The organism is Chthonomonas sp. (genome assembly GCA_016788115.1).
Taxonomy (GTDB): domain Bacteria; phylum Armatimonadota; class Fimbriimonadia; order Fimbriimonadales; family Fimbriimonadaceae; genus UBA2391.
In genome coordinates this window covers 396594-411493 of sequence record JAEURR010000005.1, presented here as the reverse complement: position 1 = coordinate 411493, position 14900 = coordinate 396594, and the positions used below count along the sequence as shown (strand labels likewise).

14 protein-coding genes are annotated in these 14900 nt (G+C 60.1%); 6 read left to right on the top strand and 8 right to left on the bottom strand.

Translation table 11 applies throughout. The features are described from left to right. Positions 1-6 precede the first annotated feature (6 nt). Positions 7-1047 carry a quinone-dependent dihydroorotate dehydrogenase gene (locus tag JNM85_04570; GenBank protein MBL8087330.1) on the bottom strand — a complete coding sequence of 347 codons (1041 nt, stop codon included), beginning with the start codon at positions 1045-1047 and terminating at the stop codon, positions 7-9. Positions 1048-1150: 103 nt separating this feature from the next. On the opposite strand from JNM85_04570, the gene JNM85_04565 reads away from it, so the two are divergent. Next, positions 1151-3670: a S8 family serine peptidase gene (locus JNM85_04565; protein MBL8087329.1), complete on the top strand. Its 2520-nt coding sequence runs from the start codon at positions 1151-1153 to the stop codon at positions 3668-3670. A gap of 77 nt (positions 3671-3747) precedes the next feature. Then, positions 3748-4563, top strand: a complete 816-nt coding sequence (locus JNM85_04560) for a GTP cyclohydrolase I FolE2 (protein ID MBL8087328.1) — start codon at positions 3748-3750, stop codon at positions 4561-4563. 6 nt (positions 4564-4569) lie between these two features. On the opposite strand, the gene JNM85_04555 is transcribed toward JNM85_04560, so the two are convergent. The 3 genes from JNM85_04555 to JNM85_04545 are packed head-to-tail and all read right to left on the bottom strand — an operon-like array spanning position 4570 to position 7754. Beyond that, the gene (locus tag JNM85_04555) at positions 4570-6366 is read right to left on the bottom strand and encodes a hypothetical protein (protein MBL8087327.1); all 1797 of its coding nucleotides are present in this window, start codon (positions 6364-6366) and stop codon (positions 4570-4572) included. Positions 6367-6384: 18 nt separating this feature from the next. Next, entirely contained in the window at positions 6385-7191 is an 807-nt protein-coding gene (locus tag JNM85_04550) for a hypothetical protein (GenBank protein MBL8087326.1), read from the bottom strand. Positions 7192-7247: 56 nt separating this feature from the next. Next, positions 7248-7754 carry a type II secretion system protein gene (locus JNM85_04545; protein MBL8087325.1) on the bottom strand — a complete coding sequence of 169 codons (507 nt, stop codon included), beginning with the start codon at positions 7752-7754 and terminating at the stop codon, positions 7248-7250. Here JNM85_04545 and JNM85_04540 point away from each other — a divergent pair. The 3 genes from JNM85_04540 to JNM85_04530 are packed head-to-tail and all read left to right on the top strand — an operon-like array spanning position 7754 to position 11004. Beyond that, the gene (locus JNM85_04540; protein MBL8087324.1) at positions 7754-8203 is read left to right on the top strand and encodes a hypothetical protein; all 450 of its coding nucleotides are present in this window, start codon (positions 7754-7756) and stop codon (positions 8201-8203) included. The two genes, JNM85_04545 and JNM85_04540, sit on opposite strands and share 1 nt — an antisense overlap. Further along, entirely contained in the window at positions 8203-9936 is a 1734-nt protein-coding gene (locus JNM85_04535; GenBank protein MBL8087323.1) for a long-chain fatty acid--CoA ligase, read from the top strand. The genes JNM85_04540 and JNM85_04535 overlap by 1 nt, the downstream gene beginning before the upstream one ends. Before the next feature lie 12 nt (positions 9937-9948). Beyond that, a complete protein-coding gene (locus JNM85_04530; protein MBL8087322.1) occupies positions 9949-11004 on the top strand; it encodes a dipeptide epimerase in 1056 nt (351 codons plus the stop codon). On the opposite strand, the gene JNM85_04525 is transcribed toward JNM85_04530, so the two are convergent. Genes JNM85_04525 through JNM85_04510 form a run of 4 tightly spaced genes read right to left on the bottom strand, consistent with a single transcriptional unit; the run spans position 10976 to position 14324 of the window. Then, on the bottom strand, positions 10976-11962 hold the full coding sequence (locus tag JNM85_04525) for an NAD-dependent epimerase/dehydratase family protein (protein ID MBL8087321.1): 987 nt from the start codon (positions 11960-11962) through the stop codon (positions 10976-10978). The genes JNM85_04530 and JNM85_04525 overlap by 29 nt on opposite strands. 3 nt (positions 11963-11965) lie before the next feature. Next, on the bottom strand, positions 11966-12910 hold the full coding sequence (locus tag JNM85_04520) for a glycosyltransferase (protein ID MBL8087320.1): 945 nt from the start codon (positions 12908-12910) through the stop codon (positions 11966-11968). Then, positions 12907-13653 carry a hypothetical protein gene (locus JNM85_04515; GenBank protein MBL8087319.1) on the bottom strand — a complete coding sequence of 249 codons (747 nt, stop codon included), beginning with the start codon at positions 13651-13653 and terminating at the stop codon, positions 12907-12909. The genes JNM85_04520 and JNM85_04515 overlap by 4 nt, the downstream gene beginning before the upstream one ends. Then, on the bottom strand, positions 13605-14324 hold the full coding sequence (locus JNM85_04510; GenBank protein ID MBL8087318.1) for a hypothetical protein: 720 nt from the start codon (positions 14322-14324) through the stop codon (positions 13605-13607). Before JNM85_04510 ends, JNM85_04515 begins: the two co-directional genes overlap by 49 nt. Positions 14325-14400: 76 nt before the next feature. Here JNM85_04510 and JNM85_04505 point away from each other — a divergent pair, with 76 nt between their 5' ends. Then, the gene (locus JNM85_04505) at positions 14401-14769 is read left to right on the top strand and encodes a VOC family protein (GenBank protein MBL8087317.1); all 369 of its coding nucleotides are present in this window, start codon (positions 14401-14403) and stop codon (positions 14767-14769) included. Positions 14770-14900: the final 131 nt, after the last annotated feature.

Sequence of the window (14900 nt, the reverse complement as noted above, 5' to 3'; positions counted from 1 at the left end):
GCGTCTTTATGCCCGAAACTCGGAAACTTGCCTCATCCCCTGCGCATCCAAGTGCGCCAGCAAGTCCAGCAGAATCCTCGGGACAAGCGAGGGACCCCCGTACACCCAACCGGTGTAGATCTGAGTCAGATGTGCGCCCGCAGCGAGCTTGGTGATCACGTCCTCGGCGGTGAAGATCCCGCCGACCCCGATCAGCGTCATGCTCGGGTCCAGCGCCTGGGTGAGCGCGGCCAACACTTCGGTAGACCGAGTGCGGAGCGGGGCCCCCGAGAGGCCACCAAGCTCGCCCGGATCCCGGGTCAATTTGCTCCGATCCAGAGTCGTGTTTGTGGCGATCAAGCCGCTGATCTTAGTCGTCATCGCCATCTCGATCACCTCGTCGAGCGCGGCGTTTGACAAGTCGGGCGAGACCTTGATCAGGATCGGACGAATCGCATTGACTTCGCGCATGGCGGCGACGATGCCCTCCAATGATGCTCGGTCCTGGAGCGCGCGGAGACCCGGAGTATTTGGGGAGGAGACGTTCACCACGAAGTAGTCGCCATAGGTGTGTAGTTGCCGAAACGCGGCTTGGTAGTCGGCGGCGGCATCTTCGGCGGCGGTTTCCTTGTTCTTCCCGAGGTTGATCCCGATGGGGATCCCCGGACGAGCCCGCTCCAAACGTGCGGCCATGGCCTGAGCCCCCTGATTGTTGAATCCGAACCGGTTGATGACCGCCTGGTCACCGGGCAAGCGAAAGAGTCTGGGCTTCGGGTTGCCGGGTTGCGCTATGGGGGTGACCGTTCCGATCTCTGCAAACCCGAACCCGAGGCCCGCCCACCGATCAATTGCCACTCCGTCCTTGTCAAACCCCGCCGCGAGCCCAACGGGATTTGGAAAGTCGACACCCAGCTGACGGACGCTCAGACGCGGATCGACGACCAGCCGCGCACGGATCAAACCGCGGGCGATCAGCGCCATGCCAATGTGGTGGACCCGCTCGGGATCGAGCCGAAACAGGAGTGGGCGCAGCAGCTTGGTGTAGGCGGTGCCGGACACGGGTGCCATGATTATGCGCCCTAAAACCTGGGAACATTCTGCGTCGACCGGGGGTCACGCTTACCATAGGGGAAAACCTGCCTTACAATAGGGTCTAGGTTCTGGAGTATCTATGTCCGTTCGATCTGTAGCTCTATTCGTCGCCGCTTTGGGTTCGGCCTTCGCGACCGCCAACCCATTCGAAATCCGCTCCATCAAGAAGGCCGAGCCCTTGACTCGAGCAGAATCGATCGTGCCGGGCTACGTGAAGGTCAAGCTGACGCCAGCCCAGAGTCGCAACTTAGTGCAAGCGGACGGCGCGACGAGCCTGGTCCCCGACGGAACCTTGACCGCCAAGCTCGGTCCGCTGGGTTGGTCCATCTACCAAGTTCCCGAGACCCTGGACATCGATCAGTTCGTCAGGCAACTTCGCTCGAGGGGCGTTATGGCCGAGCCGGTCTACCGAGTTCGCACGCTCCTGGCAACCCCCAACGATCCAGATTACGATGCCGTTGAGGACAACCCCGACATGTATCTGGCGCTCGACGAAGAGTCGGTAGTGCTCTTCCCGCGCATGTGGCCACTCTACGACATCAACGCCTTCGAGGCGTGGTCGATCTATCCGAACGCCTACTTCACCACGTTCAATCGACCGGCACATCCTCCGACCATTGCCGTGGTGGACAGCGGCGTGGATATGGATCATCCCGACTTCCGAAACTTGTCCGGAACGAGCACCCGGCGGAACCTCGGCGGCCAAATGGACTGGACTCGATCTCGCTCGTTCTCAAACTTCCAGGTTGAGATCGGTTCGAACGGCGCAGACGTCAACGGCCATGGGACGCACGTGGCGGGCATCGCGCTGGCCGCGGGCAATAGCGGCGCATATGGCTCGCACGGAACCATTGGTACCGGCTACAACTGCCAGGGAATGAGTCTGCGAATCATCAGCGAAGAGGGATCAGGCACGGACGTCGATGCGGCGCGAGCCGTCATGTATGCAGCCGACCGCGGGGCTGACGTCATCAACATGAGCATTGGCTCGACCGAGAACTCGATTGCTTTGCAGGAAGCGACAACTTACGCGTTCCAAAAAGGGTGCGTTCTTGTAGCTGCCGCGGGTGAGAGCAACTCCCCAACGAACCTGGGTCGCTTCTACCCAGCCGCCAACTCGGCGGTCCTTGCCGTCACCGCCAGTACGGCGCAACAGATCCCTGCGACTAGCTACTCGGGAACCGGCAGTTACATCGACATGGCCGCTCCCGGAGGCGACATTCTCCAGGATGTCAACCTCAACTACTATCTATTCTTCATCTGGGCGCCGTTCCCGACGTACCATGTGACGCTGAACGATCTGGCGAGCTACTACCCGCCGATCCAAAACAACTACACCTACCTGTACGGCACAAGTATGGCGTCGCCGCATGTGGCGGGCGCGGCTGGACTGTACATGGGCAAGAACGGGCTAGTTCGGCGCGGAGGCTGGAGCAATATCCAGACCATGCAGGCGCTAGAGCGCGGCGCGATCGGCTCGGCAGGTGGCAACCTGCCTTGGAGCGAAGTCAAGGGTTTCGGTGACCTCAATATGCAGGCGACGCTTCTGGACCAAAACGCCCGTGGCGCGACGACCGGATCGGTCGAAGGCCTGGTGAGGTTCATGGGCGACCCGACCGTCGGAGTGAAGGTCACCGCGCGGCTTCCAGGTCAGACCACCGGTGGCATCGTGAACAACACCGTCGCCGGCGGCGCGTACCGCTTCGCGGGCCTGAATCCCGGGAGTTGGGTGATCATCGCCGAATCGCAGTTCCAGAGCCGCACGATCAACGTGACGGTCAAGGCGGGCTGTAACACGCCTGGGGTGGACTTCTGGATCGGCGGCAATCCGTTCGACACCACTCCCGCCAGAGTCGGACGCTTTGAGTTGGCGAGCAGCCCAACCACCACGACCTTGTCCGTGCGGCACTGGGCGTACGACACGGAGACAAGCATCGAAAAGATGACCTTCCGAATAGGCACGACCGCCGGGGCTAGCAATGTGCGAGGCGATACCGTCATCTATCCCGATGGCGATGTGGTCAACTTCACCGGCCTGTCGATGACCTCTGGGCAGACCTACTGGGTCCGGGGAACGTATCGAAATGGCGCGGGTGTGGACACGACCATCGACATGCCATTCGTGGCGGGAGCGGCCATGCGCACCGTCCAGGGCACCGTGACGCTCAACAGTCTAAGCGGCGCGCAGTACGGGATCATGGGGGACGTCCGGGTGAAGTCCACGACCAATAGTGGTCTCGTCGCCCGATTCCCGATCGTGTTGCAGCCGGACGGGACCTACAAGTTCACGACCAACCTTTCCGGGACGTTCAACGTGAGCCCAAAGGTTGAGCAGTGGCTCCGCAAGCGGGTTGCGAACGTGAACCTCACGGGTGCGACGGTCAATGTGCCCGGGATCACGCTTCCGAACGGCGACTGCAATGGTGATAATGCCGTCGATCTCTTCGACTACTTCATCCTGTCCGACTCGTTTGAACAGGTTTACGGTGGGCCCTTCTACGACGCCCGCGCGGACCTCGACCGGGACGATGAGGTCGGATTCTTCGACTATTTGGCACTCTCAGCCAACTACGAACTGGAAGGGGACGACACGCTCTGAGCCCGTTCGAGAACGCCGCCGACTCATGATGCGTAGGAGTTGGGGTAGGTTCCGATTGGAATCCACTTGAGAGCAGCATGATTGACCAGTCGAACAACTCTTCAACGCTGACCAACGCGGTGATCCTGCCGGACGTGCAGAAGACCCCCGACCAGCGAAACATCCCGATCGATCGCGTGGGGGTGCGCAACGTGAAGTACCCCATCACGGTGCTCGACCGTGCCCAAGAGCACCAAGCAACGGTGGGGACGTTCACTTTGACCGTCGATCTACCGAGCCATTTCAAGGGGACGCACATGAGCCGATTCCTTGAAGTGCTGAGCGAGCATCAAGGTGCCGTAAGCGTCGAGAGCATTCCCTCAATCCTCACCGAGCTGCGCGAGCGATTGCATGCGAGCACGGCTCACTTGGATGTTGAGTTTCCGTTCTTCATGACCAAGCATGCGCCCGTCACCGGTAAGCAGGGCATGATGCAGTTCGATTGTGCTTTCCGGGCGACCGGCGGGGCGAAGACCGAGTTCGAGATCATCGTCGTGGTCCCCGTCGCCACCTTGTGCCCCTGCAGCAAGGAGATCAGCAAGTATGGGGCCCACAACCAACGCGGCTACGTGACGGTGAGTTTGCATACCCGCGCGTTGGTTTGGCTCGAAGAGGTCATCGAGATGGTCGAAGGGGCCTCGTCCTGTGCGCTCTATCCGGTGCTGAAGCGGCCCGATGAGAAGTTCGTAACCGAGCATGCGTACGAGAATCCTCGATTTGTTGAGGACATGGTGCGCGAAGTCGCCCTGGTCTTTGACCAGGACGACCGCATCACTTCGTATCAGATCGAAGTCGAGAACCACGAGTCCATCCACGCGCATAACGCGTTTGCGATGCTGACTCGTACAAAGTAGCGCGAACTACTTCGAGCGGTTCCAACCGAAGAGCTTGCTCGGGGTAAACGATTCGCACGACTCGATCGTGACCGCTTCTGTGGTCTTTGAAAGCATGAACGCGGCCTTCGGTCCCAGGCAGTCTTGCTCGTACTGGATCTCTAGTTTGCCGCCCTTTCGCGGAGCGATCCGGATACCACCGTAAGCGTCATTGGGTCCGCTGATGAAGGAGCCATTGAAAACCGCGTCTGATGAAGTGACCGCAATGCCACCCCGAGCGGCATAAACCAGTCCGATCGCCGAGTTCTGCGACGAGGCCATACGGATCGCCTCTTTGTCTTGCAGGAGGCTGACCAAAGACGACGCATTCAACATTTTCCGGCGTGCATCGACCGAAGGATCGTCATTCTCGGGCAAGATGGCCTTCTTGAGTCGGACCGATCGTGGGTCGCCCGCGTCAAAGCTGAGCTGCACCGAGTATTTACTGGTTGGAGTGTCGGAGTACCGGCCATTCGAAACGAGCGTCACTCCGGCATTTACAATCGACCCCTCGTTGGTGATGTCCCCGGTGGTGTAGATGACGTTGTCTGCTTCGATCGCCGACGTGCCAAGGAACTTCACCTTCGTTCCCGCTTGAATATTGATGTTGCCGTGAACGACCAAAGGGGTCTTGATGGTGACGACTCCATTCTTGTCAGGGGTGTACTCGCTGGAGTTCAAGTCGCCGCAGATTTGTGTCGAGTCGGCCGCATGCACTCGTGCAAACCACTGTCCTTCCCAAGTATCCACCTGGCTCTTGGTGGGCATGTACCACTTCTTGGGGATCGCCGTGAGCTCAGAGCCACTGGATTTGACTTTGCCAGAGGAGGCGTCTGCGAGCATGGTCGTGGTTGTAGTGGCGACATCGCCCAGCAGCTTCATGTTTGCCGTCGAGAGAGCGAGTTCTTCGAAGTACTCCACAAGCCGGCCCAAGTTGCTCCCGGCCAGGTACGCCTGTGTGCCATTGTAGGAGGTCGTCGAATAGTTGATCTTGCCGTTGGGGTTGTTCATGCCCGTCTTGGCGATGGTCACGTCGTAGGGTGTTGCCGTCGGCATGTTCGGTGCCATGATCATCCCTTCCACCGTAAAGAAGCTAGATGAGGAGATATCCGTCTTCGTCTTGCTGACCGTTGACCAAGTGATGCCCGCGTTGGACACGATATGTGCGCTTGGGTACTTCGAGTTGTTCGGGTCCTTCGCATTGAAACCCTCGTCGCTGCGGAATTCGATGGGTCCGTTCGATTGAACCGCCCCCGGAGAGAACATGAACAGCCCAAAGGGATCGGCGGGAGCATCGACTTGCGACGTTCCTGCCGCACCAATTGCGGTGAAGCGTGCGGTCACGACACTCTCAGCTCCATTTGCGGCGCGGCCAGTGCCACGCACTATGAACGTCCACTCGGTTTGAACCCCCATCCCGGTGGAGACTTCCTTCGTCGTCATGTTTTCGACCACTGCGGTGTAGGTCCCGACCGGAGTTCCCCCGCCGTCGAGGTCAGTTCCGAGCGAGCCCGAGACCGATTCAGGGTACGTATTCGACGCCTGCATCTGCCGACGCACCTCGTCGTAAAGGTGGTTGATGCCACTTTCCGCCAGCGTGTTCGAAGCGATCTTGGATTCGGATCGGAACGCCATGCGGTTGCCCATGGTCGCAAGCGCGAGTCCTGAAATCGCGATCAGCGAGATTCCGCCGATGAAGAACATGACGGTCACAAGCGACATGCCGGCCTGTTTGGTCCGTCGTCGTCGCATCGATCGATTGAGCTGCAGTTTGAGTTCTTGCATAGGTCCCCTTGGTTGAAACTAGCGATTGCGCAAAAAGGTTGAAGACATCACGTTAAGCGGAGTCGATTTCTCCTTGAAACCGGTGGTCTTCCACTTGGTGACTGGGTAGATCAGGACTGTCACCATGGAGGTGCCGGTCAAACCATCCGTGAGAGAAGTTCTGGCCGGAATAATCGGATACGAAACGTCCAGCGTTCCGTTTGCGGGCAGTTCGCCACTGAGCGTCAAGTTCAGCCCGCCCCCGCTATCTCCTGAGATTCGGGCAGCACTTGACGCGGTGAGATCCGTGCCTGCGTAGAGAATGCGTGCCGGCGGGGCGCAGGTTGACTTCTGCGAATACGATGCCTCAGCGAGCGGATAACTCGATTGCGTGGTGCTGCCGACCACCCGCTGGCTGGCCGTGTAGCCAAGCTCCATACCCCCGACTTGCTCCGCTACCGTGCTGCTCAGGCTGGCCGCGCTGGCGACTCCGCCGACGATCGTGCCGGTGTATCGCCGCAGGGCGAAGGGTCCGGCCTGTCCGGCGACAGCCTCGAGCCGGTATATCACCACGTTCCAAGAACCTGAGACCATGGAACCGTCCGTCGCGAACTGGGGCTGCCGCAGAATCAAGACGTTCGCTTGATCGGTCACCACGCTCGGTGTGCCGGTCGGCGGGTACTGCCTCAGGACGGCGTCGGCGGATTCAATGTCCGAAGCCATCTCGTCAATGGCCTTTCGAGCCTTGGCCACGGTCTGGGTCTCATCCTGGTTCTTCTGTGCAAGCCTTCCGCTTTGCGACATGAAGAGCGTCATAGCGCCGAAGACGGTGATCAGAATTGACACCGTCGCGAGAATTTCCACCAATGAGAAGCCAAGCCGACTTCTTATCTGCGTCCTCCTCATGTCGTGGGCTCCATGGCGACGATGGCCGAAAGAGAGACCTCGGAGATCGGTGCAGTCTCCGCTTTGGTGTTGCTGGCGTTGCGCCACGAGATCGTGACGATGACTTGCTGCCGTGTTGTTGAGCCGCTGACGGGTGCAACCGAGTAACGGCCTTCCATCTTCACGCCTTTGCTACCGCCCGGGAAGTTCTGCAACACGCGCTGCGGAATCGGGAACGCCTGGTCGCTGACCGTGAGACGGTTACTTTGATCTTGGGCACGGAGGATTTCCAGTTGCTGTCGAGCGGCGGCGTATGCCACGCTCCTAGCGGCCGCTTGGCGGTTCATCAGACTCGATGCGCTGTAGAGGGCAGTCCCGAGAAGGATGCCAACCAGCACGAGGACCGTGCTGATCATGGTCTCGACCAGCGTTAGCCCCCGAATTCGATTCTTGATGCGTCCTCGCCCGGTGTTGTGCATTCTTGACCCGTTGAGCACAAGGCTCACCCGATCACTAGATTCCATTGGAGTCGAACGCACGAGCCCCGACGATTACCGGTTTTGCTCGTCGATTCGGGTACCTTGGCCGCACCGTGGCAAAGACGCTGAAGGACTTCGTAACCCAGGCACTGGAGACCGTCGCAGAGGTCGAAGTGTCCGATCTAGACCGCTTGACGGCTGAAGGCTATACACTGCTGGATGTGCGCGAGGGCGATGAATTTGCGGCGGGGCATATTCCGGGGGCAATCTTCATGCCCCGCGGGTTCCTGGAGGTGCGGGCCGATCTGGAGCACCCAAAGCGCGATCCGCGTATGGCCGACCGATCCCAGCGATTGGTTTGCTACTGCGGTGGTGGACACCGGAGTGCCCTTGCGGCCCAGTCTCTGCAGCAGATGGGATTTAGCGACGTCGTCAGCCTTAGGGGCGGTTGGACGGCTTACTCTTCAGCCGATCTTCCCGTAGAGGTTAGCTAATGACCTACCTTGGCGAAGCGAAGTCGCTTCCACACCTGTTCCAACTTTCCTGCCAGACCTGGGGCCTCAAGGTCGCCATGCGTATTCCGCACGGCAAGACGCGGCGCGACATCAGCTTTACTCAGCTGTACAAAGACGTCCATGCGATGGCAGGTGCCGTCCGCTCATACGGGCTTGTGCGTGGCGACGCACTGTGCCTTTTCAGCGAAAACTGCTACGAGTGGGCGTTGCTGGACTGGGCCTGCCAAACGCTTGGCATCATCCTCGTGCCTGTCTACCCGACCTTGCCCGCGGACCAGGCGAAGTACATCGCCGACGATTGCCGCGCAAAGCTTTTTGTAAGTGGGTCGCAGCCCCACCACGAACGGATCGATGGCGTCATTCACATCCAGAAGATTCTCTTGAAAGGTGAGCCCGACGCGCTGCTGGAGCGGTCGAAAACCACCGACTGGCCGCAAGCCGATTGGGAAGCCGAGATCGCCAAGGCAACGCTTGCCGACGTCGCCACGATCATCTACACGAGCGGAACGACGGGAAATCCTAAGGGCGCGGTCCTTACCCACGAGGCATTCGTCTCGCTCGTTACCAACGTGCGGAGCCAGCTCCCGATCGATGAGCACGACACGTTCCTGTCCTGGCTTCCGATGGCGCACGTCTACGAGCGGTTTGCGGGTCTCGTGCTTCCGACGAGCGTTGGCGCGACCGTCGTGTACGCGGGCTCGCTCGCTACTCTCGCAAACGATCTACAGGAGGCCCAGCCCACGATCATGCTGGCCGTGCCGCGGTTCTTGGAATCGATGCGCGAGAGAATTCTCGATTCAACGAAGAAAATGCCGCCGATCAGGCGTCGCCTATTCGAAATGGCGCTCGCCCAAGGCACCACCAAGCTGCGCGGAGGGTTCGCACCGCTGAGTGGGTTGCTGGACAAGCTGGTCGGCGAGAAAATCCGTGCGCGCACCGGTGGCAAGCTGAAGTTTTTCGTCTCGGGAGGCGCAGCTATGCCGCTGCACGTGTACGAGTTCTTCGGTGCGTTTGGGCTGAAGGTACTCCAGGGTTATGGGCTGACCGAGACATGCGCAGCGACGAGCTTCAACCCACCCACCGACAACCACCCCGACACCGTGGGTATTCCGCTCGACGGCCTCCAAGTCCGGATTGCCGCTGATGGCGAAATCCTCATCAAAGGGCCATCCGTCATGCGCGGTTATCATAACTTGCCCGATGCCACTCGCGAGGCGATTGACCCCGAAGGCTGGTTCCACACAGGGGACGTCGGCAAGTTCGTCGGCAAACACCTAAAGATCACCGATCGCAAGAAGGACATTTTGGTGCTAGAGAACGGCAAAAACGTCGCTCCACAACCGATCGAATCGAAGCTGCGCGAGAGCCGGTACATCGCCGAAGTCGTGCTGCTGGGTGACGGGCAATCGTACGTCGGTGCCCTCGTAGTGCCCGATCTCGACCATGTCGGAGCGTATGTCAAGGAGCAAGGGATGAAGGTGGACGATCCATCGCACCTCCTGGATCATGAGCCCGTCCGCGCGCTCATCAAGGGCGAGATCGACAAGGTGAACAAGGTATTGGCGGACTACGAAAAGATCAAGCGGTACGAGTTGATCAGCGCACGATTCAGTGTCGAAACCGGCGAGCTCACGCCGAGCCTGAAGGTGAAACGCAAGGTCGTGATGGAGCGCCAGAGCGAGGCGATCAAGAGGCTCTTCAAGCAGGGGTAGGCTTGAGGAGGCATGGAAGTCTCCTTTCTCACCCTGCGGCTCAAGAAGCTTTTTCCGCTGGCCATCAGCCGAGGCACGACCGCCGAGCACAATAACCTCTTCGTGTTCGTGCGTCGCGGCGAGCACGTCGGTATCGGCGAGTGTGCACCGCGCACCGGTTTTGCCGACACCATGGCCCCGCTGGCGCAAGCGGATCTTGAACGGCTGGTGGCGAGCGACCTGGAGGGGCTCTCAATTCACGGTGTTCACGCCCGCGCCCGCGAGATGGAGCTGGATCCCTTCGCGCTGTGCGCGCTCGACATCGCACTGTGGGACTTGCGTGCCAAAGAGGCCAACATGCCGCTGTACCGGCTTCTCGGGCTCAGCAATCGCTCGACTCCGACGAGTGTGACGATCGGCATCGAGCCCGAGGAAATCGTGCGCGAGCGAGTCCCCATCATTCTCGATCTCACCGGGGCCAAAGCACTCAAGATCAAGCTAGGATCACCCCAAGGGATGGAGCACGATCAGCAGATCTACTCCACCGCGGCTGAAGTTGCCCGACCGTACGGCGTTTCTTTGCGGGTGGACGCCAACGGCGGATGGGACGTGGCCCGCGCCCGGTCGACGATGGCGTGGCTGGCTGAGCGAGGGTGTGACTACGTCGAGCAGCCGCTTGAGAAAGGCAATGAAGCCGAGCTGCCTGCCATCTTCGAAGGCCGACCGTTGCCGATCTACCTTGACGAATCGATCTGGTCGTCCGCCGACATCCCGCCCGTTGTCCACTGTATCGACGGCGTCAACCTCAAGCTGACCAAATGCGGCGGCATTACCGAAGCGTTGCGCATCGTCGCGACGGCGCGGGCGCACGGTCTGGGCACGATGATCGGCTGCATGAGCGACTCGTCAGTTGGGATCGCCGCGGGAGCCGCGCTGGGCGAACTCTTCGATCACATTGATCTTGATTCGCATCTGAATCTTAACCCGGACCCTGCGACGGGCGCGCCGATCATCGATGGCGTCGTCACGCCCACTGAACAACCCGGTCACGGCGCCGCACTCAAGCCGGAGTTTCTTCCAGCGCCTTGACAAGTTCTTGCTGTCGTTCGGTAGTCATCCCGACTTTCAGCGGAGCGTCGCCGCGACCATCGCGGAGCCAGGCCAGCAGGTCGCCGACACTCTCCTTGAGGCTCCGGTGGGTGAGCCCAATGGATTGCGCACGAGTGATGGGCACATCGCTGAGCGACCGGTGTGCGCTGGGATCTGCCACCCACAGTGGCAGATCCGTCCATTCTTGCACGCCTTGCCCAGTCAGCCAACTGGGATCGGCCCAGACTACGCGTGAAACATTGTCCGTCGCCGCTTGACATACCGAAACGATCTCGCCCCACGTGACGCCGGATCCCGTCGCGTTGTACGTCCCGCTATGGCCAATCGATTTGAGGGCCAGTTGGGCAAGGTCACGCCCGTCGATGAGTTGGATGATCGAATCGGGGCTGGCGGCGAGTACGACGGCCTCTCGGTCGAACCGCATCGGCCAGTACGAGAATCGGTCGGTGCGATCGTGCGGTCCGATGATGAGCCCTGGGCGGATGATCGTCGCCCGTTCGCCGAAGGCTTCGCGCACCATGCGCTCACAGCGGACCTTGAGCGGGCCGTAGGTTTCGCCGGTCACCTCTTCGGTCTGTAGCCCCTCATCGGGCAGAACAGGGCCGTCCTCGTCAAGGGCGTCTCCGGGGCCGTCACGATACACCGAGATTGTGGAGATGAAGACGTAGTGCCCCACCCGGTCTCGCAGCGTTTCCAAGAGGCCGCGCATGTTCGTGGGCGTGTATCCGGAAACATCAATGCAAGCGTCCCATTGCCCAAACTCCAGCTTGGCCGCATCAGTGTTGCGGTCTCCCAGGATCCGCTCGACCCCCGGGAATAGGTCAGTGCCGGACTGCCCGCGGTGGAAGAGGGTTATCTCCCAGCCCGCGGCGAGCGCCGCTTCTGTGATGTGCCGACCGACAAAGACGGTCCCGCCGATGATGAGTAGCTTCTTCATGAGTTATCTGAGCTTGCGCAGCAGCTTGGCTGGCAGGAGCAACGATCCGATGCGTAAGAGCGACTTGAACCGCGTGGGAAGCAGTCGCAGCGAATCTAGATACGCAACGAGCGCGGCACCCCGGTTCCCTCGCCATGCCGATTCGGTCCCGATACACGCCAAATTGTGCGCGAGTGCGCGGCGCAGTTCATTGCTAGAACGATCGGACTGGAGCAACTCACGGGTGCGACCACGCAGCCAAGTCCGAATCCGCCATTCGTCCTCGATCATCCGGTCCGAGTTGTGACAGGCGTTCAAGTCGTGGACCCGGTACCGAGTGAGCGATCGGTGAACGAATCCGACGTGCCAGAACTCTGCGATGCGCACCCACATGTGCCAGTCGCCGCAGCCGTAGAACTCCGGATCGAACGGTCCGACCTTGGCGAGGCACTCACGCCTGAACAAGGCTGAGCTGGCGATAATCTTGTTGAACTCGATCAACGCGGGAAACATGTCCCCCGTGGCTGTGCGTGGGTACGCAAACCCCAGTGGGCTTCCCTTGATCACCGCGCTCTGCTGGTCCACAAACTCGCCATCGGTGTGGGTGAGGCCAATGCGCGCGTCGTTCCGCAGTAACTCGACCTGCGAGGCGATCTTTTCCGGCAACCAGAAGTCGTCGTCATTCAGTACTGCGAGCAACTCACCGCTGCTTGCTTCGATCGCAGCATTCAACGCGCCGTACGTACCCAGGTTCTGCTCTGAGAAAATGATCTTGATCGGGCACCGCGTGGCGATCCGGGACTCGTTCTCCTTGAGCCATTCGCGAGTCCCGTCCGTCGAGCCGTCATCAATCGCAATGATCTGCAGATTGGGGTAGGTCTGAGCTAAGACTCCCTCCACACATTCGCCTATGTAGGGCAGATGGTTGTAGCACGTAAGCAGCACCGAGACCAGCGGCAGATCGGTCATTGGACTCGGACTTCGACCTTCCAATCGACAATGTCCAAGTCTGGGTTGGGTGTGTCGCCGCGCGGCTCAATCGCGCCCGACAAGGAGTTTGAGTAGGTGCCGCTGGAGCGCAGGGGAATGGTGATCGGCAGATTCACTTGCGCGGTGTTGCCATCGCCGAGCGCGTCCCACTGCTTACTCCCCTGGGTACTGCCGAACCGATCCATCGTCAACAAGTTGAGTTGCAAGGAGCGCGCACTTTGGCCAGTTGGCAAGGCCGTCTCAAGCTGATCGACGTCAATTTCGAACTGGAGGGTCTGCGAGTTGGATCCAGTGATCTGACCATTTACCGGAATGCCGATGGGAATGTAGTTGTTCAGCGTCGTGTCTACAAAACGGTATACGGTGTACGGATTCACGGCGGTTGGATCCCACCACACGAAATGGCTAACATCGCCGGCAACGAAACCGTTGCCCCAGGGTGGCGAAATGACCGGCGTCGGGCCTAAGGTAGTGGGGTTGTCGACGGTGGCCACGTTCATGGCGACAATGTAGATGTACGGAATGCCTGCATCCTCTGGCCGCGATCCGTCGCGCAACCGACCGTCGACGGTCAGGGTCACGAGCACGCGAGTCGAACCGGCCACGCCCGTCGCGGGCTGTTTGGCGCACGCGCCGAGGGTCAGCAACACGAACCCGCACGAAGCAAGCTGAGCTAGCCTTCGACCAAGATGCGAATCAAAATGCGATGACAGGCTTCGCATGTGACGATGCGTCCCTCCTTCGTGTACTCCAGGGGCTTGGTGGGCAATGAGGTTCCGCACTGCGCGCAGTTGCCTGTGGCCGTGACCTCGCTCATCCCAATTCCGCCGTGTCGTTCCCGGATCGCTTCGTATTGCTTCAGCAAGCCTGCTGGTACCGTCGGGGCGATCGTTTTACGCTTCTCGACGAGCGTCTTGTACTGCGCTTGCATTCGCTCCTTCTCCGCCACAGCCGCGTCGTACTGGGCCTTCTGCTTCGCCTGGAGTTCTTGCATCGCACGGTCGATGATGGTCGCCTCCTTGCGCAGTGGCGGTTGCGCTTCGAGCAGTTCCAGAGCTTTCGTCTCTGCCTCGTCTCGCTGGCGCTGGAACATCTTCTGCTCCTTCTGGTACGCCTCGACCTCTCGCGGATTCACAACTTTGCCCGAGTACAGCAGGGACTCAATGTGCTGGATCTTGTCGGTGAGCGTCTTTTGCAAAAGCTCCAAGTCGGCGACTTCCGTTCTCGAGGAAGCGTATGCGGTGGTCGCTGCAGACCATTTCGGCTTCAGCCGCTCAATCTCCTCTTTCACCGAGCGGCCAGCGTCCATGTTTGCCGCCCGCTTCTTCAACTCAACAATTGCCGCATCGACCTTGTGTAGACGCAGGAGACTGCTCAGATCGTCATGTGACATTAGATTCAATCATACCGCTCCACGAGTTCGGGCTACGTATTTGGCGGGAATAGACCGAAAGAGTCCAAAGAGACACATGAAAAGCACATTGTCGCAGATCATTCTTGACGTCGCGAACTTGGAGCGATCGCTGGAATTCTATGCCGGCGTGCTGAAGATGCGAGTCTCTCCCGCTGCTGGCTTCGGTGGCCACCCCATGGCCCATTTGAGCAACGGCGAAACCGAGCTCCTGCTCATCCAGGGCGGCTCAGACGGAGCCGACTACGATCGGCGCGGCGGCGTGATTCTCAGCTTCCAGATTTCCAGCATCGCGGATGTGTTGAGCAATTCTGAGCAGATGGGTCTCACGGTTTTGCGCGGCATGGAGGGCGGTTCGAATCAGGTTCGCTCGGTCCTGATTGCCGACCCAGACAACTACGCGATTCTCCTCAGCGAAGCCGCCTAACGGGGCGGGATGATTCGCAACCGGCAACTCACCAGCCGCTCGCGGTGGTCGTTCATGACGCAGATCGCCCGCACGCCGAATTGATTGGCGACTTCTACGGCTTGCGTCCACTTTTGTGGATTCACCTTTCC

What these genes read in the sequence shown, in the direction of transcription:
- JNM85_04530 (MBL8087322.1), top strand. Translation starts at nt 9,949, where the DNA reads ATGGAAGTCTCCTTTCTCACCCTGCGGCTCAAGAAGCTTTTTCCGCTG.
- JNM85_04535 (MBL8087323.1), top strand. Translation starts at nt 8,203, where the DNA reads ATGACCTACCTTGGCGAAGCGAAGTCGCTTCCACACCTGTTCCAACTT.
- JNM85_04515 (MBL8087319.1), bottom strand. Translation starts at nt 13,653, where the DNA reads ATGCGAAGCCTGTCATCGCATTTTGATTCGCATCTTGGTCGAAGGCTA.
- JNM85_04510 (MBL8087318.1), bottom strand. Translation starts at nt 14,324, where the DNA reads ATGTCACATGACGATCTGAGCAGTCTCCTGCGTCTACACAAGGTCGAT.
- JNM85_04520 (MBL8087320.1), bottom strand. Translation starts at nt 12,910, where the DNA reads ATGACCGATCTGCCGCTGGTCTCGGTGCTGCTTACGTGCTACAACCAT.
- JNM85_04505 (MBL8087317.1), top strand. Translation starts at nt 14,401, where the DNA reads ATGAAAAGCACATTGTCGCAGATCATTCTTGACGTCGCGAACTTGGAG.
- JNM85_04525 (MBL8087321.1), bottom strand. Translation starts at nt 11,962, where the DNA reads ATGAAGAAGCTACTCATCATCGGCGGGACCGTCTTTGTCGGTCGGCAC.
- JNM85_04570 (MBL8087330.1), bottom strand. Translation starts at nt 1,047, where the DNA reads ATGGCACCCGTGTCCGGCACCGCCTACACCAAGCTGCTGCGCCCACTC.
- JNM85_04565 (MBL8087329.1), top strand. Translation starts at nt 1,151, where the DNA reads ATGTCCGTTCGATCTGTAGCTCTATTCGTCGCCGCTTTGGGTTCGGCC.
- JNM85_04555 (MBL8087327.1), bottom strand. Translation starts at nt 6,366, where the DNA reads ATGCAAGAACTCAAACTGCAGCTCAATCGATCGATGCGACGACGACGG.
- JNM85_04545 (MBL8087325.1), bottom strand. Translation starts at nt 7,754, where the DNA reads ATGGAATCTAGTGATCGGGTGAGCCTTGTGCTCAACGGGTCAAGAATG.
- JNM85_04560 (MBL8087328.1), top strand. Translation starts at nt 3,748, where the DNA reads ATGATTGACCAGTCGAACAACTCTTCAACGCTGACCAACGCGGTGATC.